Source organism: Tautonia marina (genome assembly GCF_009177065.1).
In the GTDB taxonomy this organism is placed as follows: Bacteria; Planctomycetota; Planctomycetia; order Isosphaerales; family Isosphaeraceae; genus Tautonia; species Tautonia marina.
The window spans coordinates 29510-55506 of record NZ_WEZF01000028.1 but is presented as its reverse complement, the minus strand read 5'-3'; the positions used below and the strand labels follow the sequence as shown (position 1 = coordinate 55506).

Annotated in this window: 11 protein-coding genes; 3 read left to right on the top strand and 8 right to left on the bottom strand. The window is 64.9% G+C overall.

Features of this window, described 5'->3' with window-relative positions:
• Positions 1–51: 51 nt before the first annotated feature.
• From GA615_RS24735 to GA615_RS24725, 3 genes are all read right to left on the bottom strand, one after another.
• A complete protein-coding gene (locus GA615_RS24735; protein WP_161602547.1) occupies positions 52–3048 on the bottom strand; it encodes a secretin and TonB N-terminal domain-containing protein in 2997 nt (998 codons plus the stop codon).
• Positions 3049–3331: 283 nt separating this feature from the next.
• Positions 3332–3766 (bottom strand): hypothetical protein, encoded by a 435-nt coding sequence (locus GA615_RS24730; RefSeq protein WP_161602546.1) that lies wholly within the window; start codon positions 3764–3766, stop codon positions 3332–3334.
• A 170-nt stretch (positions 3767–3936) separates the two neighbouring features.
• Positions 3937–4692, bottom strand: coding sequence for a hypothetical protein (locus GA615_RS24725; RefSeq protein WP_152054022.1), 756 nt, complete (start codon positions 4690–4692; stop codon positions 3937–3939).
• 328 nt (positions 4693–5020) lie between these two features.
• Between GA615_RS24725 and GA615_RS24720 the strand changes: the two genes are divergently transcribed.
• The 3 genes from GA615_RS24720 (at position 5021) to GA615_RS24710 (ending at position 17283) form a co-directional block, all read left to right on the top strand.
• Positions 5021–8011, top strand: coding sequence for a DUF1553 domain-containing protein (locus tag GA615_RS24720; RefSeq protein WP_152054021.1), 2991 nt, complete (start codon positions 5021–5023; stop codon positions 8009–8011).
• 41 nt (positions 8012–8052) lie between these two features.
• Entirely contained in the window at positions 8053–9483 is a 1431-nt protein-coding gene (locus GA615_RS24715) for a DUF1501 domain-containing protein (RefSeq protein ID WP_152054020.1), read from the top strand.
• Positions 9484–10050: 567 nt separating this feature from the next.
• On the top strand, positions 10051–17283 hold the full coding sequence (locus tag GA615_RS24710; RefSeq protein ID WP_161602545.1) for a non-ribosomal peptide synthetase: 7233 nt from the start codon (positions 10051–10053) through the stop codon (positions 17281–17283).
• Between the two features lie 11 nt (positions 17284–17294).
• Here the strand turns inward: GA615_RS24710 and GA615_RS24705 are convergent, their stop codons facing one another.
• The 5 genes from GA615_RS24705 to GA615_RS24685 all read right to left on the bottom strand — a co-directional run bounded on the left by GA615_RS24705 (position 17295) and on the right by GA615_RS24685 (position 24825).
• Positions 17295–18140 carry a 4'-phosphopantetheinyl transferase family protein gene (locus GA615_RS24705; RefSeq protein ID WP_152054018.1) on the bottom strand — a complete coding sequence of 282 codons (846 nt, stop codon included), beginning with the start codon at positions 18138–18140 and terminating at the stop codon, positions 17295–17297.
• A 179-nt stretch (positions 18141–18319) separates the two neighbouring features.
• Positions 18320–19603 (bottom strand): hypothetical protein, encoded by a 1284-nt coding sequence (locus GA615_RS24700; protein WP_152054017.1) that lies wholly within the window; start codon positions 19601–19603, stop codon positions 18320–18322.
• Positions 19604–19670: 67 nt separating this feature from the next.
• Positions 19671–22538: a cation-transporting P-type ATPase gene (locus GA615_RS24695; RefSeq protein ID WP_152054016.1), complete on the bottom strand. Its 2868-nt coding sequence runs from the start codon at positions 22536–22538 to the stop codon at positions 19671–19673.
• 302 nt (positions 22539–22840) lie between these two features.
• A complete protein-coding gene (locus GA615_RS24690) occupies positions 22841–23932 on the bottom strand; it encodes a ParB/RepB/Spo0J family partition protein (RefSeq protein WP_152054015.1) in 1092 nt (363 codons plus the stop codon).
• Positions 23932–24825, bottom strand: coding sequence for a ParA family protein (locus tag GA615_RS24685; protein ID WP_161602544.1), 894 nt, complete (start codon positions 24823–24825; stop codon positions 23932–23934). Before GA615_RS24685 ends, GA615_RS24690 begins: the two co-directional genes overlap by 1 nt.
• Between the last annotated feature and the right edge of the window lie 1172 nt (positions 24826–25997).

Below are 25997 nucleotides of genomic sequence, written 5' to 3'. Positions count from 1 at the left end.
ACCCGCCGATCGTGATGGAGCATCCACTCCAGTCTCGGATCCAACGAGGGCTTACCGCGTTCCGAAGAACGGGAACCGGCGCCGGCGGTTCGGTTCGGCCGAGGCTGGAGCGACCGGCTCGGCCGGACTCTGCGTCCGGAGGGTCGTCTGCACCGCGTCGATGTAGACGCGTTCCAGCACCTCGGTCGGGGGAAGGATGAGCGTCATCCCCGGCTGCAATCCCTCGGGGGCCGGCGTGGTATGCCGGTTCACGGCCCAGAGCGCCGCATGCAGGGCCGGATTGCCGTAGTAGCGGTCGGCGATCGCCTGGAAATTCTCGCCAGGACCGACGACATGCTGCGCGATTCCCACCGCCGTGACCGAGGCGTCCCTGGCCGGGCTCGCCGCCGGAGCGGCCACCGGAGCGGCCGGCCCCGCGGATTGCGAGGAAACCTGGACCCGCGACGGGGCGGGACCTTGCATCGTGGGCGAAGGGGAATCCGGCTGCTTGCGCCGCTGAGCGATGCGGGAGAACATGGCCCGGGTCAGGTCCCCCGGTCGATACCCCCGTTCCGTCTCGTCCGCCGGGCTTGCCTCGGGGGTGGTCGGTGAGGGCGAGGGGTCCTTGGGCGTGTCGTGCGTCACCTTGGTCGGGGCCGAGCGGCGCGGATCCCACCACGGCCGGTCGTCTTGAGCCGGTTGTTCCGCCTCTGGCGGTTCGGTCGAAGCGTCCCGAGCCGCGGTCATCTGAGCCGCCTGGAGCATCTCGTCGACCGACGAGGGGGCGGCGCTCCCGAAATCGTTGCTGATCAGCTCACGCAGTCCCGAGGCCGCTCCGAGGGTTTGCTGAGACGATCGCCGCATCAGGACATCCGGATCGAGCAGAGTCGGCGCCAGGACGGGCATCTCGCACCCGGCCTCGACAAAGTAAGGTTGCCCCGGCATCGGCCCCGAGTTCGGCACGCCCGAGGGTCCCACGGGAGGACTGCCCGGGACCGGTTTGGGGAGGCCGCCGTCTCGGTTGATGATCCGAGGAGTGAGCAAGACCAGAAGCTCTTGCTTTCTTGCCTGCATTGTTCGGGTCCGGAACAAGGGGCCGACAAAGGGCAACCGGTTCAGGCCGAGGACCCCGTCTTCCCGGATCTCGTCGGTGTTGTCGATCAGGCCACCGATGACGATGGTCGCGCCATCAGGGGCCATGATGTTCGTGGTCAGCTCCGAGGTCGTGAGCTGAGGGATCCCGTTGGCGTCGATGAATCCGGAGCTTCGTTCCGGATGGATTTCCAGCCGAATCATCCCTTCCTGCGAGACAAAGGGACGAATCGACAGCAAGGTCCCGATCGGGATGAACTGGACCTGCTCCGAGGCGGTCGTCAGGTTCGTGAAGGTGGTCGCATAACCCAGTCGCTGACCGAGCTGGATTTCGGCCAGTTGCTTGTTCAACACCAGGAGCCGAGGGCTGGCAAGAATGTTGATCTTGTTGAGTGTTTCCAGGGCCCGAATGAACCCGGCCACACTGTTGCTGACAAAGCCGTATTTCAGGCCTTGATCGGCCAGGTAGGCCGGCAGCAACTGGCCGGGGCGATCGCCGAGATATGCTCCCAGCTGCGGAGGAGCCGGAGGAGATGCGGCGGCGGAGAGGACCTGAGCCGGGCTAAACCCGCCGGCCAGGTTAATGGCCGTTCCGCTTCCCGAAACGATCGCCTCGGTCGCCAGCTTGTCGACCACGGCAAAGTTCACCCCGAGCTCCTGGCCATCGCGTAACTCGACGCTGATAATCACCGCCTCGATGAGAACCTGTAACGGCTCGACGTCGAGTCGCGCGACGATTTCATCGATGACCTTGACATTCTCCGGGAAGTCTCGCACCACAACCATGTCGTGCATGGCGAAGGAATCGCCTCCGGTCGAACGGCCGCCACCGACCGGGCCGGGGAATCCCCCGCCTGCCATGTTCCCGCCGAGGGCCATGCCGCCGGCGGTTCCGCCGGCACCGGCGCCTCCCGGGCCGACCAGTCCACCACCACCGCCGACCAGCCCCACGCCTCCGGCACCGCCCACGATGCCGCCGGTCGATCCCCCAAAGGCTCCCGCTCCCCCTGCGCCCGTAATGCCCTGGGCGCTGGGAGGCGTCAAGGAAATGGTTCCCTGAGGGCTCAGGAAGGGGCTAATCATGGCGAAGATGTCAAACGCTCGAACATAATTGAGATGATAGACCCGAACGATCGGCTCGTTTTCTCGGAGACGCAAGTCCTCCGCCTCGGCCGCCGTGTAGACGAAGATCAGGTTCCCCTCGCGCCGTGCTTCCAGGTCGGCGATTCTCAGCAGAATGTCCAGCGCGCGATCAAACGTCACGTCTTCCAGCGTAATGCTGACCGAACCGCTGACCCCCTGAGACGGGATGATATTGACCCCGGCCTGAGCCGCCAGGAGTTCCAGCGCCTGACGAATGTCCTGGTTGTTCACCCGAAGCGAGAGCGTGGGTTGGTCCGCGTCGGGGAGCGCTTCCGGCAGTCCACCTCCCCCTCGTGGCTCCGTCCTCGGCACCCACTGGGGTTGCGGAGGATACTGCGGCGGAACTTGAAGGGGATACTGCGGTTGCGGCGGAATCGGCCCGACGTTTGACGGCGGATTCGGGAACCCCTCCGGCAAGGGGAGTTGCCCCGGGACAAACTGAACGGTCAGCTCCGACGTCACGGTGGCCGGCTCGGGACCGGGGGGGGGGGGGATGGGACCACCGGGCGCCGAATTCCCTTCGATCAGCGGCAGTTCCGGGGCGACCTCAGCCCCTTCGCTGGCGGTTGCAAAGGGGTCGGAGGTGATGGCCGCGGGCGAGGAGTCGGGCATCACAACGCCGGCGGGACGCGACGGTTCCTCACCGACCTGCTCGACGGATGGCACTTCGGGAGGCGAATCGGGCAGAGCCGGAATCTCCTCGGTCAAGGGATCGGCGGCGATCGGGCCAAGCTCCATCACGGGGATGGCGTCCTGATCCTGTTCCACCGCCTGAATGGTGCTCGCTTGCGAAGGTTCCAGAGCGGCCATCCCAAGCAGGAGAGTCGCGGCCATGCCGAGTCCTGCGAGGCCGAGCCGCCGGCCTCGACCCCTCGGTCGATTCGATTGATCCATTCGACACCATCCTCGGGGCAGCAAGAACACGATCAAGACCGTGCCCGGGCCGCATTCCTTGCAACCGGCCACGGTCGGCTCACCCCAAGAATCGGAAGCGTTTCGTGCGCACCTTGAGCAAGAGCGCGATTCGAACGGTCTTTCCGGTCAAAATGATCTTGACGCCCCGCGCAAAGCCTTCCCAGCCGTCAAACTCGACCGAGTCGGCCGTTGGCCAAGGCCCTTACCACCCGTGTCGAGGGCCGCGAGGGAGCCGATGTCCGAACCAGCGGCCCATCCCATGAACGGGACGCTGATCGGTCCAGGCACTGGGATACATGCCCAGGCCGTAGCCGGGGCTGCCCAGCATGCCATAGCCCCGAAACCCCGGCTGCAAGGCCGCGCCCCCGAGATTGATCAACGGACCTCGCCCGTAGGCGAAATCCTGATAGCCATACACCGAACTCTTGGTGTGGTAGGGTTTCGCGTACCAGGCTCCCTTGCCGTACCCCCTGCCGGCCAACCCTTCCGGCCCGTAGCCAATCGCCTCATGCCCGACCGGAGGATCGTAATCGGCCCGAGCTTCGCTCCAGGGGCTAATCCAGGCCAATGCGGCCACGATCCCGACGCCGAGCCAGGCGATCACCGACCTCATTTGCCGTTTCCATTCCGTTCGCATGGCGTGCTCCCTGCCTCGATTCGATCAATCGCGATGGGAAAGTCTACCATGCGAATCCAGGCTCCGAGGGGTCGGACGACTTGCCGAGCCTCCGGAAGCCCCGCGGTCTGCCCAGCATTTTCCGAACAATTGCATGCACGTGCAATTCTCCGAAGATGGCCCCGAGCGCGTTACGGGATGCGGAGGGCTCGACAGGTGTCCTCGTAGCTTCCTTCCAGGTCGAGCGGCACGGCCAGATCGGGGGCCAGCCAGAGGGGCAGGGTCGGCAACTCCTTGTCAAGTTCCAGCGGGTAGGCCCACGACTCAAGAATTCGGGCGTCGCCGCGCCGCATCCAGCGGCATGAGGCGGCCGAGATCACGGGGGGATCGTGCCCGAGCATGGGGTCGGCATGGCCGATCATCGCCAGCAGCTCGCCGTACAGGTTGACCGCCCGGGTCGTGACCACATCGACGATCGCCACACAAACGCCTTCGGCGAGCATCGCGGCGCACTGGATCACAAACGCCCGGCGATGTTCAGGACGGTCCTCGTTCGAGGGGCTCACGAACTCCACCGCCGCCACCAGCCGACGCCCCCGCCTGGTGTCGTAGACCCGCACCTCGTACTCGTCGGCCTTCGGCACGTCGGCCCTGATCGCCAGGGTCGGCTTCGGCGGTGCCCAGGTTGCGGTCATCGTTGCCGTGGCCGTCGCCGTCCCCCCCCCTTCGTCCGATCCGGCGAAGGGCTCCGGCTGTTCCTCAGGTCGATCGAAGGTCGCGACGTCCACCTCGATTGACGATCCCAGGTGAATATGAGGCGCGGCGAGATAGCCGTTCGGCAATCGAGCTGAGAGCGCCAGGACGATCATCGCGGGCCATTGACCGTGGACCCCGTCCCACGACATGAACTGATCCATCGGCGGACGGAAATGATCGCGGAGCGGCATGATGGAAATCCTCCCATCCTTCATTCTAGCGGATCGCGTCCCGCTGTCTGCCTGATGCCTTCCGGCATGCCACGCGTCCGGAGGGGCCGCGCCAATGGCCTGCACCCTTGCCTTTGAGCCATTCCGAGACTCTTTCCAGACCCGGTGGCCTCTGACATTCGGGAGGCGATTCGACCCGTTCGCGCTCCCTGGACTCCGGATCGACCACGCCAAAGGCTTGACGGACCGGGATGGGTCGGGAACGATCGGATATTGAGCAATCGTGTTTGATGAGGGTTCGGGTCGGGTGGGTCGATCTTCGATCCTTGAAGCCGGGGGAGTGTGCGGAATGCGCCTTGCTCTGATCGTCGCGGCGACCCTGTTGTATGGCCCAGTGGCGATCGGCCAGCCGGATGCCCCACCGGCGTTCGAATTCGATCAATCGGTGGCCCCAATCCTGGCCGCGCGATGCCTCGACTGCCATTCCGGCCCGGATCCGAAAGGCGGGCTTGATCTGTCACGCCAGGCAGGAGCCCTCAAGGGGGGCCACGGCGGCGCGGCGGTCACGCCGGGGAACCTCGATGAGAGCCTCCTCTGGATCGCGGTTGAGGACGGTCTCATGCCGCCGGACCACCCCTTGCCGGAGGACGAGGCTGAGCAGCTTCGTTCCTGGATTGAACGCGGAGCGCCGTGGGGCTCGGACCCGATTGACCCCTTCGCCGCCTCGACCGATCGCAGGGCCGGGCGCGACTGGTGGTCGCTGGCACCGCTCCGACGACCGGATCTCCCGGGGTTGGCGCTCGCGGAGGAGTCAACGCCGATCGATGTGATGATTCGCCACCGCCTTGACCAGCAAGGGCTTCAACCGCTCGGAATGGCGGATCGTCGTACGCTCATTCGTCGGGTGACCTTTGATCTGACCGGCCTGCCTCCCGATCCGGACGCGGTCGAAGCGTTCGTGGCCGACGACCGGCCCGACGCCTACGAGCGGCTGGTCGATCGTCTGCTGGCGTCTCCGCAGTACGGGGTCCGATGGGCCCGAGCCTGGCTCGACCTGGCCCGCTTTGGCGAGAGCAACGGCTTCGAACACGACGAATTCCGGCCCGACGCCTGGCGCTACCGCGACTGGGTCGTGCAAGCGCTCAACGCCGACATGCCGTATGACACCTTCGCCCGCCTCCAGATCGCCGGCGACCTGCTGGCCCCCGACGATCCGAGCGCGATCGAGGCGACCGGCTTCCTGGTGGCCGGTTCCTACGACTCCGTCGGCCAGGGGCAGCAGAGCGAGGCCATGCGGAAGGTGGTGCGTCAGGACGAGCTGGAAGACCTGGTCAGCACCGTCTCGCAGACCTTCCTCGGCCTCACGGTCCACTGCGCCCGCTGCCACGACCACAAGTTCGACCCGATTCCCCAGACGGATTACTACCGGATGGCCGCGGCGCTCGACGGGGTCCGCCACGGGGTGCGCGACCTCTCGGCGATCGACCCGGACACCCTGGCGGCCCGTCGCCGATTCGCGGCACTTTCCGATCGCCTGCGCGCCCTCGAGCAGCCCGTGCGCGAACAGTTGCGCACGCGATGCAGTCCGGAATCCCTCAATGCGGTTCCGATCCCCACGCTTCGATGGGAGTTCGATCGCGGCCCGACCGACCTCCAGGGCGGTCTGCCCGGCACGCTTCGAGGCGGTGCGCGCCTCGACCCCGAGAGCCTGATCGTCGATGGCTCCTCGGGGTTTCTCGCCTCGGCGCCGTTGACGGAGGATCTCGGAGTCAAAACGCTGGAAGCCTGGGTCCGGCTCGATGACCTCACCCAGCGCGGCGGCGGGGTGGTGAGCGTGCAGACGCTCGACGGCCAGACGTTCGATGCCATCGTCTTCGGTGAACAGGAGGCGGGGCACTGGATGGCCGGCAGCGATGGCTTTTCCCGGACGAAATCGTTCCAGGGGCCTCCCGAAGACGAGGCCGACCGCCGCTTCGTTCACCTCGCCCTCGTCTACGAGGCCGATGGCACGATCACCGCCTATCGCGACGGCCAACCGTATGGCTCTCCCTACCGATCGGCCGGTTTGAAGACGTTCGAGGCCGGCCAGGCCCAGGTCGTCTTCGGCCTGCGGCACGGCGAACCGGGGGGGAACCGGATGCTCGCCGGCCGGATCGCCCGGGCCGCGGTCCATGATCGGGCCCTGACCGCCGAGGACGTCGCCGCCTCGTTTCAACACGGGGCCCCGATCGACCCGCAGGCAATCGCCGAGGCTCTGCCCGCCGACCTTCGCCGTGATCGTGACCGCCTCCTGGCCGAACGGGACCGGGTCCAGGATCGACTCGCGTCGACGCGCACCGCCTACGCGGTTTCGCCCCGAGAGCCGGGGACCTCGCATCGCTTGATCCGGGGTGATCCCGCGACCCCGGCCGAGGTGGTTGCTCCCGGTGGTCTTTCGGCAATCGATGCCACGATCCCCAGCGCGTTCGGGCTCGATCCTGAGGCTCCCGATGCGGAGCGCAGGACCCGCCTGGCCGCCTGGATCAGCCACCCGGAGAACCCCCTGTTTGCCCGGGTGATCGTCAACCGGATCTGGCAAGCATCCTTTGGCACTGGGCTGGTCGCGACTCCCAGCGATTTCGGCTTCAACGGGGGCGATCCCTCGCATCCTGACGTGCTCGACTGGCTCGCGCGTGATCTGATCGAGCACCACTGGAGCCTCAAGCACCTGCACCGCCGCATCCTCACGTCCTCCGCCTACCGGCGGTCGTCGCGCTTCGACCCCGAATCGGCTCAAATCGATGCCGACAACCGCCTCCTCTGGCGCAACCCTCCGAAGCGGCTGGACGCCGAGATGGTCCGCGATGCGATGCTCGCCGTCGCCGGAGCGCTCGATCCGGCGATCGGTGGTCCGGGGTTCCGCGATTTCGCGATCGTCCGGGCCGAAGGGACGATTACCACCCATTACCAGCCGACCGATCCGACCGGGCCGGGCTCGCAGCGCCGGACCCTGTTCCGCACCTGGGCGCGGGGGGGACGCAGCAGTTTCCTCGACGCCCTCGACTGCCCCGACCCCTCGACGACTGCCCCGGTCCGCACCGTGACCAACACGCCGCTGCAGGCTTTGGCGATGCTGAACAACGCCATGGTCCTGGACCTGTCCGCGCGCTTCGCCGATCGCCTGGAGTCCGAGGCGGGGCCGGGCCTCGAGGCCCGGATCGACCGGGCCTACCTGCTCGCCCTCGGCCGCGGTCCTTCTAAGGCCGAACGATCCCGAGCGGTCCAGGTCGCCAGGGACCACGGCCTGGCCACCGTTTGCCGGGCCCTGTTCAACAGCAACGAATTCCTGTTCATCGATTGACTCATTCCTCGATTCGTCGGCAGATCGCCGGGGCAGGCAAGATGGACCGTCGCGACTTCCTCAACTGGGCCCGCAATGGCCTGGCCTCCGCGGCCTCGGCCTCGCTCCTGCTCCGCGATGGGGCGCTCCGGGCCGGGACGCCGGACGAGCCCGGCGCGTCCGGGGTGATCCCCCCGCATTTCTCCCCCCGGGCGAGCCGGGCCATCCACATTTGCCTCTGCGGGGCAATGAGTCATGTCGACTCGTTTGACCACAAACCGGAGCTGATCCGCGCGCACGGCCAGTCCCTCGTCTCCGACGAGCGTCCCGACGTCTTCTTCGGGCAGGTCGGCCGCCTGCGGGCGCCGGACTGGACGTTCCGGCCGCGTGGTCAGAGCGGACTCATGATCTCCGAGCTCTTCCCCGAACTCGCCGAGCTGGCCGACGAGCTGACGATCATCCGTTCGATGTATGCCGAAACGTCGAACCACACCCCCGCCATGTTCCAGGAGAACAGCGGATTTCGGCTCAACGGCTTCCCCGCGCTCGGCTCGTGGCTCTCCTACGGGCTCGGGTCCGAGGCCGACGACCTGCCCGCGTTTGTCGTCATCCCCGACGCCCGGGAACTGCCCGCCGGCGGCGCGATCCACTGGTCCAACGGCTTCCTGCCGGCCCAGCACCAAGGGGTGATGATCCGCTCCGAAGGGGCACCGATTGAGGATCTCTTTCCTGATCGCCCCGTGGATCCCGGCGCCGAGGCCGCCTCCCGATCCCTCCTCGAGGCCATGAACCGCGACCACCTTGCCTCCCGATCCGGTGATGACGCCTTCGCCGCGCGGATCCAGGCCTACGAGCTGGCCGCCCGCATGCAAGCCGCCGTCCCCGAGGTCGCAAGCCTCGCGGCCGAAGGTCCCGAGACCCTGGCCCTCTACGGCATCGACCGCCCCGAATCGGCCCCGTTTGGCCGCTCCTGCCTGCTCGCCCGACGACTCCTGGAACGCGGCGTTCGGTTTGTGCAGCTTTTCTCCGGCGGTACCTTCGGCAGCCCCCGCCGCAACTGGGATGGTCACGAAGACGTTCGCCAGAACCACGGCCAGGAAGCCGCGCGGATCGATCGGCCCGTCGCCGGCTTGCTCCGCGACCTCCGCCGCCGCGGCCTGCTCGACGACACGATCGTCCTGTTCACGACCGAGTTCGGCCGCACCCCCTTCACCCAGTCCGCCGCCGATGTCGTCGGCACCGGCCGCGATCACAACCAGTACGGCTTCTCCGTCTGGCTCGCCGGCGCCGGGCTGAAGCCCGGCATCGCCTACGGATCGACCGACGAACTCGGCTGGAAGGCCGTCGAGTCCCCCGTCCACTGGAACGACTTTCACGCCACCGTGCTGCACCTGCTCGGGCTCGACCACGAACGCTTGACCTTCTATCACAACGGCATTCAGCGCCGTCTGACCAACGTCCACGGTCGGGTCCTCCGCGACCTTCTGGCGTGAACGCTCACACCATTGTTTAAGACGAGCCATTCTCCCTCGAACTCCTTCTGATCGCCCCAGAAGGAACCTCGGCAGATCGGATGCGCAGGGAGGTCCGCCTCATCCGGGTGAGAGGGGTGTCACATTTGACCAGTCATCCTCGTTTTCCCTGAAACCCTGCGTCCCTGATCCTGGTTCTCAGACGGTACGACTCTTGGACCAGGCACGCTTTGCAACCGTTTGGTTTTGAATCACTTGTGACGACTTGCTCGAAGGATTCGCTCCGCTGACCTTGATTCGCATCGCCGCATCACAAGGGGAAGAATCGAGCGTTTTCGCACTCCAGCGTGAACGATTCACGCAGTCCGCCTGTTCGGTTTGACCTCGGCCAAAGCAAACGGCCGGTCCCTGATGAAGCTGGACAATCCCGGTTCGTGTGATTTGCAAGTGCATGCCATCCGCCTTCTGTTCTGAGTGTTGAGGATCATGAAGACGAACGAGAATCAGGCAACCTGCTCTCAGGCAGAAATCCACCCATTGCGGCTTGGGCAGACGATCGCAACACAGCATTCGAGAACCCGAACAGTCGTGACACGGTCACCCGAGCAAACCGAGCCCGCTCCGCTTTCGTTCGTCCAAGAGCGCCTCTGGCTTCTTGAGCAACTTTCGATCCCACCAACCACCTTTCAGAAGACGCGAGTGCTCCGAATCGTCGGACCACTCGATGCGAACCGACTTCGTGGTGCCTGGCTCGAACTGCTTCGACGTCACGAGGTGCTCCGGTCACGGATCCAAACCGTGGAGGGAGTCCCCGGTGCCGTCGTGGTTGACGTCGATGACTGCCCCTCGCTCAGTGTTCATGATCAGAGCGGTTGGCCCGACGCGGGCCCTGAGGCTGATCGCCTGATCATGGAACAGGCGCGCCATCCGTTCGATCTGGCGGCGGAATTGCCCATCCGGGCCACGCTCATCCGCGTCTCCAGCGAAGACCACCTTCTTGTCCTGTCCTTCCACCGAATCGCGGTGGATCCCTTCTCTGAAGACCTCATCTTGCGGGACCTTGGGACCCGTTATCGCGCTCTCGACGACGCCCAAGCGCTCTGCGGCTTCACCTCGTTCCCACGGCAATACCGCGCCTATGCCACCTGGCAACGGTCTCCGGCTCAGGAGGAGACGCGGCGGCGAGCCCTTGCGTTTTGGACCAACCACCTGGCGAATGCGCCTGATCCGCTCGAACTGCCGTTCGACCGGCCCCGACAGGTTGATCCGGGAACGACCACGGCTCGGCTCGCGTGGTCGCTCGCTGGGTCAAGGCTCAATGACCTGCGAGCGCTTGGCGATGCGGAAGGAGTTCCGATCGCCACCGTGATCCTGGCGGGGTTTGAGATCCTCCTGGCTCGGATGGCGGGGAGCGAGGAGCTGGTTGTCGGCTACCCTGACGATGGGCGTCAGCATCCGGATCTGCAGGACCTGGTCGGACCGGTGACCAACGTGCTTCCGCTCCGTGCCAATCTCTCCGGCAGCCCGACCTTTCGGGAACTCGTGGCCAGGAATCACGGCTGGATTCACGAAGCACGGGCCCATCACCTGCTTCCCTCGGAAATCCTCGTCGAAACGATTCGGCCGGTACGATCGCCAGCCCATCATTCCCTCGTTTCGGTTCAATTTGCGGTCGAACCCCAGAGCGATCTTGAGCCGTCCTGGTCGGGATTCTCCCTGGTTCAACGCGAGATTCAATCAAGTCCGACCGGGCTCGAACTGAGTTTGAAGCTGACCGACGCCGGTGACACTCTGTTGGGTGTTCTCGAGTACGACACCGGCCTGTTCGATCCCGAAACCGCGGATCGCGTTCTCGGTCGGCTCCAGATCATCCTCGATGGCGCCGTGGCCGATCCCGATCAGACCATCGATCGCCTCCCAATTTTAAGCAAATCCGAATTGGATCGTGTGGTCCATGAATGGAACGCCACGCAGCGTGACCTCCCCATCGAAACCACCCTCCATCACCTGATCGAGGACCAGGTCCAAAAGACCCCGACTCAGGTGGCGGTGCTGTTCCCTGATGTGGACGACGACGGTGGGGTCATTCCCGCCGCACTGACCTTCGCGGAATTAAACCAACGAGCGAACCGCCTGGCGCATCACCTGCGATCGCTCGGGGTCGGCGCGGAAACCACAGTCGCGGTGGTCGCGGAACGGTCTCCTGAACTGGTGATCGCCTTGCTCGGGGTCCTCAAGGCGGGAGCGGCCTATCTTCCGCTCGACCCGTCCGCTCCCGCGTCCTACCTCAAAGGGTTACTGGACGATGCTCAGCCGAACGCCATCGTCACGCAACCGTCCTTGATGGAAACCGTGATGACCCTGGGTCAACCTGCTCCGCTTGTGGAGTTGAGGTTTCCTGACATCGAACCACCGGGATCCGACGAGAACCCCGAGCCGATCAACACCCCGAATCATGCAGCGTATCTGATTTACACCTCGGGCTCGACCGGCCTTCCCAAGGGTGTGATCAACGAGCACCGGGCCATCTGCAACCGATTGCTCTGGGGCCAGCTCACGTTCCCGATTGGCCCGGGAGACCGGGTCCTGCAAAAGACACCGTACACCTTCGATGTCTCGGTCTGGGAGTTCTTTTGGCCCTTGATGACCGGCGCCTGTCTGGTCCTCGCTCGGCCGGATGGACATCGCGATCCCTCTTACATTGCTCGACTCATCACGCGAGCCCAGGTCACGCACTGCCACTTCGTCCCCTCCATGTTGGGTCCCTTCCTGGACGATCCCGGCGCCCCAGGCTGTCTCTCAACACTCCGCCACGTCTTTTCGAGTGGTGAGGCCCTCACGGCGGACCTCCGCGATCGGTTCTTCGAGCGGCTTGGCTCCAGCGTGGAGCTGCACAATCTCTACGGGCCAACCGAAGCCGCGGTGGAAGTGACCTACCACCATTGCCATCCTGACGACCGCCCAGGACCCGTTCCGATTGGCCGACCCATCGCCAACGCACGGACGTACATTCTCGACCCCCACGGGCAACCGCAACCGATTGGCGTGGCGGGGGAGCTGTTTCTGGGGGGACTCTGCGTCGCCCGGGGATACCTCAATCGTCCTGAGCTGACCATCGAACGATTCCTCGTCGATCCCTTCGAACCGGCAGCCAACGCGCGGCTCTATCGCACGGGCGATCGGGCCCGCTGGTTACCGGATGGATCGATTGAGTACCTGGGTCGTCTCGATCATCAAATGAAGATCCGAGGCGTTCGTATTGAGCCCGGTGAAGTTGAGGCCGCACTGCGTCGCCATCCGGACGTGTCGGAGGCGGCGGTCGTGGCCTATGAGGATTCGGTCGCTGGTTCCTGGCTTGCGGCCTACCTGGTTGCTCCGCCTGGAACGCTCCCCCCGTCTGCCGCGGTTCTTCGCCGTTTTCTTTCCGAGGAACTCCCAGAGGCGGCGATTCCCTCCGCCTACGTCCCCCTCGAAGCCCTTCCGTTGACGACCAGCGGAAAGCTCAACCGCAAGGCATTGCCATCGGTGCAACGCGGCTCGTTTGGAGGGACCACCGAGACCCCCCCGCCTCGCGATCCCGTGGAAACCGCTTTGGCCGATTGCTGGTCCGACATCCTGGGTGTTGAGGCCATCGGCCTCGGGGACGATTTCTTCGAGATGGGCGGCCACTCCCTGGCTGCCGCGCGCGTCATGGCTCGCATTCGTCTCATCTTCGGCGTCGAGTTGCCCATCCGGGCCCTGTTCGAAAACCCAACGCTCGCCGCCCTGGCGCGTCGTGTCTCCGTTGCGCTGAGGGACTCAATAAGTGTGGGCGAGTCGGTTGCAGCCGCCGGCCCCCTTCGACGAGCCCAGGGATCGCCGACGCCCGTTTCGCCTTCGCAATGGCGTCTCTGGTTTCTGGACCAAATCTCCCCCGGCCTCCCAAGTTACAATCTCAGCTCGGCCGAACGGCTCACTGGTCCCCTCGACGAGCCCGCCTTGAGCCGGTCCCTGGGTGAGGTCGTGCGTCGCCACGAGGCCCTTCGGACGGTCTTCCGCCTCGATGCGGACACGAACCCGATTCCCGTGGTGCTGCCTGACAATCAGCCCTCGTGGCCCTTACCGATCGAGGATCTGTCATCGGTTCCCGACCACGAGCGTAGGTCGGTGCTCACGAAGCGGCTGAACACAGAGGGAGAGGTTCCCTTTGATCTGAGTGTCGGCCCTTTGTTCCGAGCCCGGCTTGTTCGACTCGGCCCGGAAGACCACGTCCTGCAATTGACCGTTCACCATATCGCCTGTGACGGCTGGTCACTGGGATTGATTTGGCGAGACATCGCCGCCTGTTATCACAACCAGACCACCGGACAGTTCGCACCATTGCCCGAACTCGCCGTGACCTTCGGTGACTTCGCGGCCTGGCAAGCCGGTCGGCTCGAGGGTGACGCCTTTCGCAACCGAATGGATTCCTGGATTGACCAACTTGAGGATCTTCCGACCGTCCTGGAATTGCCCACCGATCGACCACGACCCTCCGTGGCTTCCATGAAAGGAGGCCACGTTCCCATCGAGGTCCCTGGAGCGGTTGCCCAAGGACTGACGAACCTCGCCCGGTCTGAAGGGGCCTCGCTGTTCATGGTCCTCCTGGCCGCCTTTGCTGCACTCCTGCGTCGCTACTCCGGCCAAACCGATCTCGCAATCGGCTCTCCAGGAGCCGGTCGACCACACCCTGATCTCGACGAGGTCGTGGGGTGTTTTGTCAACTTGCTCGTCATGCGGGTCAAGCTTCCTGGAGATCCAACGTTTCGCGAGCTGGTCCGCGAAGCCCGGGAAACCACCTTGGAGACAATGGCGCACCAGGACATTCCGTTCGAACGCATCGTTGAATCGTTAAACCCACGTCGTGATCCAGGCCAGCACCCCCTGATCCAGGCCGTCTTCACCGTGCAGGATTATCCCCGTCCAGCCCTCGGCTGGGGGACGCTTCACGCTTCGACAGTTGAATTTGAGCTCGATGTTGCAAAATTCGATCTCACCTTGATGATGACCGTCCACCGGGGCACGATTCGCGGCCAGCTTGGGTATAACGCGGAGATCTTTGATGGCAACACGGCTTCCCGGCTGGTCGACCACTTCCAGATCCTGCTCCGTGACGCGGTCGCGCAACCCGACCAACCGCTTTCCGCGTGTTCGTTCTTGACCGACCAGGAACGCCGGCAACTGGCCTCCTGGAATGAGACCACGACCGATTACCCTCGAGAGCGATCGCTCGTCGAACTCTTTCATGAGCAGGTCGCAGCCCGCCCCAACTTCCCCGCCATCGAGGATGGTGACCGCATCCTCTCCTACCGAGAACTGCGGGCTCACGCCGACCGCCTGGCCACCCGACTTCGAGCTGCCGGCGTATCGGTCGGCGATAAGGTTGGTCTCTTGATCGATCGGTCGGCCGACGCGGTGATCGCCTTGCTCGCGGTGCTCAAAACGGGGGCCACGTACGTCCCCGTGGCGCCCGACACCCCCGCGCGGCGTCTGGAGTATCTGTTCCGCGATTCTGCTGCTTCCGTGGTTCTTGTGCGTCAGGGTGAAACCGATCGCGTTCCCCAGACGTTCACGGGAAGCGTGATCGAACTGGGCAACGCCCCCTGCGAGCTCGACGCACTGGAGGTCGTTGATCCACCTGTCGACGCCAGTGCCCCGGCTTACCTCATCTACACCTCGGGTTCGACCGGACTCCCCAAGGGCGTCCTCGTTCCGCACCGTGCCGTTGTCCGCCTGGTCGTCGGAACCGACTATGCCGCACTTGATGCCTCTGATCGGGTTGCGCTGGCTTCAACCCTGGCCTTCGATGCCTCGACCTTCGAAGTCTGGGGAGCCTTGCTCCACGGCGGCACCCTCGTGGTCATCGCTCGGGAGACGCTTGTCAACCCTGCGGCCCTTCGCAACCTTCTGGTCTCGAAGCGGATCACAACCCTCTTCCTGACCACCGCGTTGTTTCACCAGATCGCCCAAAGTCAGCCCTCGACCTTCGGATCGCTTCGTCATCTCCTCGTCGGCGGGGAGGAGCTTGATCCCGCCGCAGCTCGGGCGGTTCTCCAGTCATCTCAGCCTCCCTGCCGCCTGCTCAATGTTTACGGACCCACGGAATCAACCACCTTTGCCACCTGGCACCCGGTCCAGGTGGACGAGGTGGCCGAAGGGGTCCACTCCGTACCCATCGGCCGACCGATCGCGAATACAACGGCCTACGTGCTCGACGAGCATCACCGTCCGCTCCCCGTCGGTCTCCCAGGAGAACTTTGGCTCGGAGGTGACGGACTTGCGCTCGGCTACCATCATGCGCCGGAACTGACGGCTCAGCGGTTCGTCCCCAACCCGTTCGGAGACGGTTCCGAACCCCGACTCTACCGCACGGGGGATCGCGTTCGCCGCCTCCCGGACGGAACTCTCGTCTTCCTCGGCCGACTCGACAACCAGATCAAGCTACGGGGATTCCGTGTCGAACCTGGGGAGATCGAGGCTGCGTTGCGACGCCATCCCGGTGTGCTCGACGCGGCGGTCGTTCCTCAACCCGACGGCTCGGGGGGAATGCGCCTGGTCGCCTTCGTGGTGCTTGACGGCTCGGACGGAACGGCCGATCGTCTGCGCCCAGCGCTGCGAGACGAACTGCCTGAATTCCTCGTGCCATCGCTCGTCGTCGCGGTCGAGGCGTTGCCGATGACTTCCAGCGGCAAGATCGATCGCCTCGCCCTGATCAGTCGGAAGCTGGACGATCCCGAACCCACCGGTGCGCCCTCGGAAGCGCTGACCGAGGATGAGCAAACGCTCCTGCGTCTCTGGCAGGAGGTCCTCCCCAATCGTGCCATCGGACCTGACGACGATTTCTTCGACCTCGGCGGCCACTCCTTGCTCGCCACGCGGCTGTTCGCCCGGATCGAGGACGAGTTCGGAATCCGCCCTCCTCTGACCACGCTCCTCGCTCAGTCAACCGTGCGTCGGTTCGCCGCAACCCTCCGGAAAACGATCCCCTCCTGCTCTCCCTCGCGGCTTGTCGCGATCACGCCCGTCGACGGAGCCCAGCTTCCCCCCTTCGTTTGCTTTCCAGGAGGCTTCGGCCGAGACGGCATGCTCCTCGGGCACGGCCTCTCTTTGGCATCCCTTGCCCGGCGTCTGGGACCAGATGCCCCCTTCTTGAGTGTGACCCTGGGCCAGGTTCCGTCGGGACAAACCTTCGCCGCACTGATCCCTGCCCTTGCCGAGCAGTTCCTCGACGACCTGAAAACCGTCCTCCCTGAGGGGCCATACTATCTGGGCGGATACTCCCTGGGAGGTCTGTTGGCGCTGGAGGTGGCACGGCGCCTCATCGCGGAGGGACATTCCATGGGGATGCTTGCGCTGATCGACGTGTTTGGGCCGAATTATCCCAAACGGCGCAGTCGACGGGAGTGGATCGGAGCCCACCTGAAAAACCTGCGGAACCGCTCCACGACGGATCGATTCAAGTATTTCTCCGAGAAAATTCAGAGCAAGATCCGCCCCGGAACCAGGCTCAAAACCACCCCGCACTCCCCTGAGCCTCGTGACGAGATTCTCTGGAACTCGTTCGAGGCTTACCTCCAAGGTCTCGAGCCCTACCCCGGTCGGATTGTCCTGTTCCGCGCAGCGACCCAACCCCAGAAGGCCCGCGTCTCCCACGAGGATGCGACCAACGGATGGGGAGCCATCGCAAACGGAGGTGTTGAGGTGATTGAATGCCCTGGAAACCACCTCACAATGCTCCAGCCACCTCATCTGGGGTTTCTGGCCACAGCCCTCAGAGAAGCCCTCAGAAACCACAGCCAATGACAAGCACCTTGCTAAGCAATTTCCAAATCTCGAGATGTCACCCGTTGTGCGCGTAACCGGAAGGGTTCGCCTCCGGTCGCCACGGCGAGCGCCACAAGATACTCCGGAGCCACTTCGACCAAGGCGAACCGCCATGCCGCCGGATCATCTTCAAACCCAGGTGCGAACCAAATCCGGATCGGATCATCGGCCCTGGAATTGTCCTCGATCGTGATTGCAAAGGTTTGAAGGGGCCGAGTCAGCCCCACCCCCATAGCTTTGAGATAACTCTCCTTCAAGGTCCAAAGCATCATGAAGCGGGCCGCCTGGTCCTGGTCTGGAAGCGCCTTCAACGCAGCGAGCTCGGAAGGGGCAAAGTACCGATCCGCGATCACGAGATTCTCGGCTCCCTGATCCCATCGCTCGACATCGACCCCAAGCAACTCGTACGTGCGGCTCACCGCACAAACAATCATCCCTCTCGTTCTCGAAAGGTTGAAGTACAGCGGAGGAACAACGGACGGTTCCGCAAGTTTGGGCTTGCCGTAACGTCCGGTCGCAAATTGCCAGTCTGAGGGGGCAATGGCCTCGTAACGAGACAGCACCGCCCGAACCAAGATCCGAGTCGCGAGAAATGTCCGCTGGTCTCGAATCACGCGAAACCGCTGAGCTTTCAGCAATTCATCGCGTGAAATCCACCCTTCGAATTGAGACAGATCTTCAAATTCACACCATTCGCGTTGTGGGAACACCCAGAGATCGACCCCACCCGGACCGAGGGCCTGAACACCCAACTTCTCCACAGAATCAAGTTCACAAAGGGTTTTGATCAATTTTGCACTCGCAATTTCAACAACAATCGCTCCTTGATCGCCCATAAACCTATTGAATGAAAACCATTTTCCGAGTTTTCACGTCTCTTGAAATCTCAAAACCACCTCGATGATCTGTGTTGCGACTGCCCCCCGGAAGACCGGCTTCCAGCCCACAAAATGACTCAGGAGGAAGGGAATGCGTTGCGTTGCAATTCCTTCCTCATCGCCTCGAATAAAAAACCTTACGATTGGGCAAAGGTTGATGCAGGGGAAACCTGATAGCAGACCGCCAGGTGGGGTGTCTCGGATCGTTCGCCACCGTCACCGAGGGACCGGACACAGGACTCGACCAGACCGGTGGTCAGCAGCGTTCGCTCAATGGGATATGGGGATTTCCCCGTCAGGAACGTTTCCTCAGCCTGGGACATCAGAGCGGCCGAGTAGACGACGTTGGGGTTCGGCGGCAGGTGGAAGAGGGTCGAGAGGGGCTCGGAGGCTCCCTTCAGTCGCGCGGCGAAGGTGAAGTCGCCGACCAGGCCGTTCATCAGGAGCATGGTGGCTCGGGTGCCGTCGCGGTACTCGATCCGGTAGGCCACCGGATCCTGGACCCAGGCCTGGATCTGCTCGGGGGTGGGATAGCGGTGGCTGAAGGTGTCGGGCTGGGCCAGGGTGTGGCTGCGCGACAGGCAGGCTTCGAATAAGCGGGGGTCCCAGCCTCCCGAGGCCCAGTCCCCCGTCCGCATGGCATTCCAGACCGCCTGGCCGCGCAGGCCCTGCACCGCGGCCACGCCGGTCTCGCCGCCACGCCGGCGTTCGGCCATGCACTGGATCGTCTCCAGGGCATGGAAGTCGTAACTGTCCACCCCGCCCATCGCGACGCAGAGCATCTCCTCGACCTCGGCGCCGTAGGGCAGGTCGATTGAGGGCATCCGCCAGGTCACCGGCAGCGACGAGCCGGCGAGGAAGGGGAAGTCGAGCTCTCGGGAGAGGCCCACCATCTCCTGGGCCCAATCCCAGCGCCACGAGAGGTGCTTGTCATTGAAGACCGGCACCGACCGGCCCTCCTGGCGGAAGACATCGGTGACCGCCTTGAAGAATTCGTAGCGCGGGTACTGGGTCTGGCCGTACGCGTTGCGGGGGTAGTTGCCGTGCTCGCCGATGATCAGCACGGCGTCGACGGCCAGCTCATCTCCCCCGGCGCGCAGCGTTTCGGCAATGGTCGGGAAGATGGGAAAGCCGAATTCCTCGGAGCGTTGACGGCTGAGATCGTTCTCCGGAAACTGATCGACATACACCGAAACGACATCGAGGGGAGGCCGGTGCCAGCGACCGGCGATCGGATAGCCGTGGAGAAACCGCTCGGCCATGTGCCAGGCATGCGAATGATAGCGCCACTCGGTCGTGACCACCGCCATCCGCTTGCGGGCGGCAGCGCCGTCTTGATCCTGCGCCCCGACTCGGCCGACACGCGCCCCGAGCATCGGACCCGCACTCATCGCCCCCAGAAAGGTTCGTCGCGTCAGCATGTCGTCTCCCACGTCACGGAGAAAGCCCCAAGGCATCGCAAGGTGCAAAGGAAGGAACAACGCCCCATCAAGCCTGACCAGATGATCGGTCCTCGTCCGATTCCGACGGTGTGTGATGCGTTACCGGCTGGAACGAATCGCCTTGCAAGGCGTAGCCGACAAGATACTTCTCAATCTCGACCACGGTATAGAGCGCGATGCCGAACCCTCCGATGATCAGCCAGACATCCCACGGCAGCGGCGCGGTACCGAAGAGCTGATTCATCGGGGGAGCGTGGGCAAACAGAACCTGCAAGGCAAGCATGCCAAGTGCTCCGCCAAGGGCCGCCTTGTTGGCGAAGACACCGATCTGAACCATCGACCGGGTCAGGGATCGGCAGTTGAACAGATAGAACAGCTCTCCGATCACAAAGACGCTTGCCGTGACGGTCTGGGCCTCGGCCAGAGACGCTCCCCGGAACTCGATCATCCACTCGAAGAGGCCGAAGGCACCAAGCAGCAGCAGGACACTCACAAAGGCGATCCGTTTGAGCAGGTTCGCGTTGAGGATCGAGCTTTGCGGGTCGCGGGGCGGGCGGTCCATGATCCCGTGCTCCTTGGGCTCGAAGGCCAGCATCATCCCCAGCATGATGGCGGTGGTCATGTTGACCCAGAGGATCTGCACGGGGGAGATGGGCAACTGGGTGCTGAGCAGCACCGCCGCCATGATCACCAGTCCCTCGCCGCCGTTGGTCGGCAGGGTCCAGACGATGAACTTGGTGAGGTTGTCGAAAACCCCCCGACCCTCCTCAACCGCGGCCTCGATCGACGCAAAGTTGTCGTCGGTCAGCACCATGTCCGAGGATTCTCGGGCGACGTCCGTGCCCGCCTGGCCCATGGCCACGCCAATATCGGCCTGCTTCAGGGCGGGGGCATCATTCACACCGTCGCCGGTCATGGCCACGACATGCCCTCGGGCCTGGAGCGCTCGGACCAGGCGAAGTTTTTGCTCAGGAGCGACCCGGGCAAAGACGGCCGTTTCATCGGCCGCGTCGATGAGTTCCTCATCGGTGTAGCGGACGAGTTCCTGGCCCGTGATCGCTCTGGGCAGTTCGGTCGATTCGGTCGAGGACGAGGTCGAGGACGAGGTCCCCTGCTCCAGTCCGAGCTGCCCGGCAATGGCCGAGGCGGTCAGGGCGTGGTCGCCGGTGATCATCTTGACCCGCACCCCGGCACGTTGACAGATCCGGATCGCCGCCAGGGCTTCCGGTCGGGGTGGGTCGATCATGGCCTGAAGCCCGAGGAAGGTCAGACCCGATCGCAGATCCTCATGCTCGATGCCCGAGGTCTCGGTGGGCAACTCCTTGCGCGCAAAGGCCAGGACGCGGAGCCCGCGAGCGGCCAGGTCGGCCACCTGGGCATGGATCGCGTCCGGGTTCAAGGGATGCGGGTGCGCGGTCGCATCCATCACCGAGTCACACCGCTGCACGATCGCCTCGACCGAACCCTTCGCGTAGACCACGCGGGGTCGGTCAAGGCCCTGATCGTGCAGGGTCGCCATGTACTGATGATCGGATTCGAAGGGGATGGAGTCGACGCGGGGGTTTTCCTCGTGCAACACCTCCGGCTGGAGACCGGCCTTGGCGGCCACGACCAGGAGCGCGCCCTCGGTCGGATCCCCCTGAATGTCCCATCCGTGTTCCTTCTGAACCCGTTGCGAGTCGTTACACAGAGCGCCGGCGCGCACGCATTCCAGCAAGGCGACCCGTCGGTGCAGGTCGTTGACCGACAGGTGCATGACCTTCGAAGCAGGGTCGGTCATGTCTTGCCCGTCCGACGGCTCGCCAACCGTCGCCTGGATGACTCCTTCGGGCTCGTAGCCGACCCCCGTGACCGGGAAGTGTTCCGAGGCGGCCACGATCGCGGTGACGGTCATCTGGTTCTGGGTCAAGGTGCCGGTCTTGTCCGAGCAAATGACCGTCGTGCTTCCCAGGGTCTCGACCGCCGGGAGTTTGCGAATGATGGCCCGCCGCTGGGCCATCCGGCCGACGCCGATCGCCAGGATGATCGTGACGGCCGCCGGAAGCCCCTCGGGAATCGCCGCCACCGCCAGGGCCACGGACGCCATGAACAAATCAACCGGTTCCTGACCGCGGACCAGGCCGAAGGCGAAGTTGATCGCAGCCAGCACCAGAATGATCACGACCAGGACCTTGCTGAACTGCGCGATCCGACGCGTCAGCGGTGTCTGGAGTTCCTCGACCGACGCCATGAGCTGCGAGATGCGCCCCACCTCGGTCTGGTCGCCCGTGGCCACCACCACCCCGGCCCCCTGGCCGAACGTCACCAGGGTCGACGCATAGGCCATGTTCTTGCGGTCGGCCAGGGGGATCTCGTCCGGCAACGCGCCGGAGGCTTTTTCGACTGGAACCGATTCGCCGGTAAACGCCGCCTCGGCGATCTGCAAATCCCGGGCACGGAGCAGGCGCAGGTCGGCCGGCACCTTGTCTCCGGATTGCAGCAGGACCAGGTCACCCGGAACAATCTCGGTCGAGTCGACGCGCACCTTGTGGCCGTCTCGGATCACCGTGGCCTCGGCCACCAGCGTTTTGCCCAGCGCCTCGATCGCCTTGAGCGCCTTGCCTTCCTGAACGAACCCGACCACGGCATTGATCAGGACGACCCCGAAGATGACGGCGGCCTCGATGTACTCCTCGAGCACCAGGGTGACAATCGTCGCCACCAGCAGGATGTACACCAGGGGCTGGTGAAACTGGAGCAGGAACCGAACCAGCGGTCCCTGCCCTCGGGCCGGCGTGAGGATGTTCCGTCCATAACGTTGCTGACGCTGCGGCACTTCACCGGACGCCAGTCCTCGATCCGCATGGCTCTCCCAGTATGCAATGACCTCATTGGCCGCCAGTTGATGCCACGGCCTTGGATGTGGATGGTCCATGTTCGATCTCTTTCTTGCGCGGGTCTGTCACAGTCTCCAGCGAAGAACCCATCACCACGCGCGCTTTCACCTCACCGGTTCCAGTTCGTTCCCATGACGATCGAGTGTAGCAAAACCGCAGGATCATCCGGTGCCTTTTCGGAGGAAATCCAAGCTGTCCTGCCCTTGAACAGTCGTTCGTTTGGCTGGAACGCTCATGCAGTTTCACAAACACAAGAACACCTTGCAGTGTCCATGGGAATGCCACGACCGCCACCGAGCCGACGGCCCCCGCGGCGTCGAGGGGACCGTCGGACGATCGATCAGGCCGCCACATCAGGTTGCGTTTCAAGAGTGCTTTCGGGCTGAGGCTCCGAGCCGGTTGCCGAATCGGGTCGCTCGGAACGCGGATCGATCCGATCGGCGTGATCGAGCAACAGTCGAGCCGCGGCGCGGTAGCTCTCAGCGTCGAGGCCGCGCGCCTTTTCGAGCGTCACCTTTCCTCCCCCGGGGACGCGGAAGACCTTCGCGGTCGGCAAGCGGGGCGCCGCCTTGCCCCTGGAACGGGAGGACGCTCCCCCCCTGCCCTTGCCCTTGGTCTTGCCTTTGCCGGAGGTCCGATTTTCCGAGACCTCCTCGGCAACCTCCCGAGCCGCTCGAACCTCGGCGACGACCTCGTCCCGGGTCAAGCCTTCGGAGGCGACCCGATCGGCCAGGGCGCGCTGGTCTTCGGGACGGTCGAGACGACCGATCTCGTAGGCAGTTCGAGGGGCAAGCTCCCCCTGGTCGACCCGATCGCGGAGATCGTCCGGCAGGTCGAGTAAACCAAGCGCGTAGACAACCTTCGCCTGGGCCATGTGCAGGGCCTCGGCCAGGTCCCGGGTGCTCCAGCCGTTGGCCTCCATCAAGGCCCGGAAGGCCGCCGCCTGCTCGACCGGCCGCAGATCCTCGCGCACACAATTCTCGACCAGCTGAATCGACAGACGATCCGAGTCGTCCGGCTTGCGGTCGAGGATCTTGCATCGCAGGGTCGTCAACCCTGCCCGCCGGGCAGCGCGCCACCGGCGCTCGCCGGAGACAAGCACATACGACCCGAGATCGTCCGACCAGTAGACGACGACGTTCTGAAGCTGGCCCCGACCTTTGAGGGAGGACGCCAACCGATCGAGTGCCTCGTCGTCGAACTCGCGGCGCGGCTGGTCGGGGTCGGAGACGATCCGATCAACCCCGATGACCGCCGCTTCCCGGTCGTTGATCACCCCGGTCATCCGGGCACCGACGGCCCCACTCGGCGGAGCCATGCCGGCCGGCGTGCCGGGGGTCCGGTTGAAGCCGAGGCTCGACTTCATCGACGCCCCGTATTTCGCCAGCGTCTTTTCCTTGGCCTTGTCGGCCTTCGATGGCTCGGCGCTCATCAGGCGGCCTCCCTCGACGTGTCGTCCGACTCATCCGTCCGAAGGCCCAGATCGGCCAGCCGCGTGAGCAGTTCATTGGCCACGGCGTCGATGGCCCTGGCCGCCGCTCCGCGGGCTTTGTGGTAGTGGATCGGCTTGCCGGCGGCGATCGCCTCCGGGAAGTCGGCCGACTCGGGCACGGTCGCCTCGAACAGTTCGGGGCAGCCGTCGGCCAGCAGTTCGGCAAACGTCCGGTGCATCGCCCGGCGGCCGTTGAACATCGTGACCAGGACCCCGGCGATCGGGAGCGACCGGCCCCAGGTCTGCTCGACCAGGGCGACCCAGTCGCGGACCTCGGCCAGCCCCTGCGCTCCAAACAGCTCGGGCATGGTCGGGATCAGGGCCGCATCGGCCGCGAGCAAGGCCGACCAGGTCGCCCGCTGGAGATTCGGGCAGCAGTCGATCAGCGTCACGTCGAACCCTTCGGCGATCGGCCGCAGGGCGTCGCGCAAGACGGCCTGTTCCCGGGGGTCGATCAGGTGCGGGTCCGGCACGTTGAAGCTGATCGACGCCGGCGACCCGGCCAGCAGGGCCAGGCCATCAAAGTCGGTTGCGCGAACGAGCAGGTCTTCCGGTGTCGGGATCCCGGCATACAGGGCATAGACCGTCGTGACCGGGTCGAGGGCCCGCGCCGGTTCGTCGCCGAGCAGGCCCTTGGTCAGACTCGCCTGAGCATCATTGTCGACCACCAGGACCCGGAGCCCGCGCCGGGCCAGGGCCCCTCCCAGGTGCATCGTCGTGCTCGACTTGCCCACGCCCCCCTTCTGATTCACCATCGCCACAATGGCCATCATGTGCTCCTTTGCCTTGCTCGGGTTTCCGGAGTTGGTATCGACCGTCGCCGCGCTGCTCATGAAGTCCTTCTCCCGAGGCGCGATCACACGGTGATCACCCCGGCCCGAACCGCCTCGACGACCGTCGGCCTCCCCCCCCTGCTCGCTCCTCCGAACAGAGTCCGGATCCGCCCCGATCACCGGGTGATCACCCCTCCGAACGACCGGCCGCTGCGCCCCCGTTCTGACGCTCGATTCCCCTGTCGTCCGACTGGGGCCTTCGCCTCGCATTCGACCTCGCTCCGAGGCTTGCTCAGGGCGTGATCACCGGGTGATCACCCCGTCGCCGCTCCGGTGGTCGGCCCCCTCCTTCGTGGGCCGAATCGTGCCCCGATCGCCCCTGATCACCGGGTGATCACCGAGGCTTCTCGCTCGACCATGGTCCACCTGCCAGCTCATCCATCCCCCTGCGATCATTCGGCCGGCGAGGCCGTTCGCGTGGACCAAACCCTTCGGCCGATCACCGGGTGATCACCCCACCCGTCCGGTGATCGGGGCATGGCCGGATTGCGACCTCAATCGCCCCTGATCACCGGGTGATCACTCCGGCTCGTCCGCCCGCCGGCAACGTCCTGCCCGCCCGCCCATCCTCCGGGACTCTCCCCCGCCGATCGGCCTCCTCGGCCCTCCCATTAACCGGTGATCATCCTGCCCGTCCGGCGAGGTTCCGAAGAACGATGGGTGGTCTGATCACCGGGTGATCACCTCCCTGCCTCAAGGCCAATCGCCGGGCGTTCTGAACACCGTCCGGCGCGGAATCGTCTCCTGGTCCCCGGCGATCACCCGCGCATTCCCAGGAGGTCCGACCAACGAGGGATTGCTCGCCCGGGACACCAGGGATCGGGGCGGGATCACCCGGTGATCACGCCCTCTGTGACCGGGCGCAAGTCAAGTCGAAACGCATCTCGCGACCGGCATGATTCCCGCGTGATCACGCGGTCGGTCTCCGCCTCCGACGGCTCGCGGGTGGAGGTCCGACCGGATCGGACCCGACCGGGGTGATCACCCGGTGATCGAGGCTGTTCCGTTGCCTTGATCATGGGGGAGGAACCGCCAACGGTCGCCCGCATTCCCGGGGGGGCAGATCGCGGGCGCGAGCTGCCCCAAGGATTGGCCCTCCTGAGCCCCCCAGGGCCGACGCCTCAGGAGCGGTCGTCTTGGAGGTCTGCGGGGTGGTCCTGCGGAGGGGGCGT

Bases quoted from the DNA above. Each gene is read 5' to 3' on its own strand.
- GA615_RS24735 (WP_161602547.1), bottom strand. From the start codon at position 3,048: ATGGCCGCGACTCTCCTGCTTGGGATGGCCGCTCTGGAACCTTCGCAA.
- GA615_RS24730 (WP_161602546.1), bottom strand. From the start codon at position 3,766: ATGCGAACGGAATGGAAACGGCAAATGAGGTCGGTGATCGCCTGGCTC.
- GA615_RS24725 (WP_152054022.1), bottom strand. From the start codon at position 4,692: ATGCCGCTCCGCGATCATTTCCGTCCGCCGATGGATCAGTTCATGTCG.
- GA615_RS24720 (WP_152054021.1), top strand. From the start codon at position 5,021: ATGCGCCTTGCTCTGATCGTCGCGGCGACCCTGTTGTATGGCCCAGTG.
- GA615_RS24715 (WP_152054020.1), top strand. From the start codon at position 8,053: ATGGACCGTCGCGACTTCCTCAACTGGGCCCGCAATGGCCTGGCCTCC.
- GA615_RS24705 (WP_152054018.1), bottom strand. From the start codon at position 18,140: ATGGGCGATCAAGGAGCGATTGTTGTTGAAATTGCGAGTGCAAAATTG.
- GA615_RS24700 (WP_152054017.1), bottom strand. From the start codon at position 19,603: ATGCTGACGCGACGAACCTTTCTGGGGGCGATGAGTGCGGGTCCGATG.
- GA615_RS24695 (WP_152054016.1), bottom strand. From the start codon at position 22,538: ATGGACCATCCACATCCAAGGCCGTGGCATCAACTGGCGGCCAATGAG.
- GA615_RS24690 (WP_152054015.1), bottom strand. From the start codon at position 23,932: ATGAGCGCCGAGCCATCGAAGGCCGACAAGGCCAAGGAAAAGACGCTG.
- GA615_RS24685 (WP_161602544.1), bottom strand. From the start codon at position 24,825: ATGAGCAGCGCGGCGACGGTCGATACCAACTCCGGAAACCCGAGCAAG.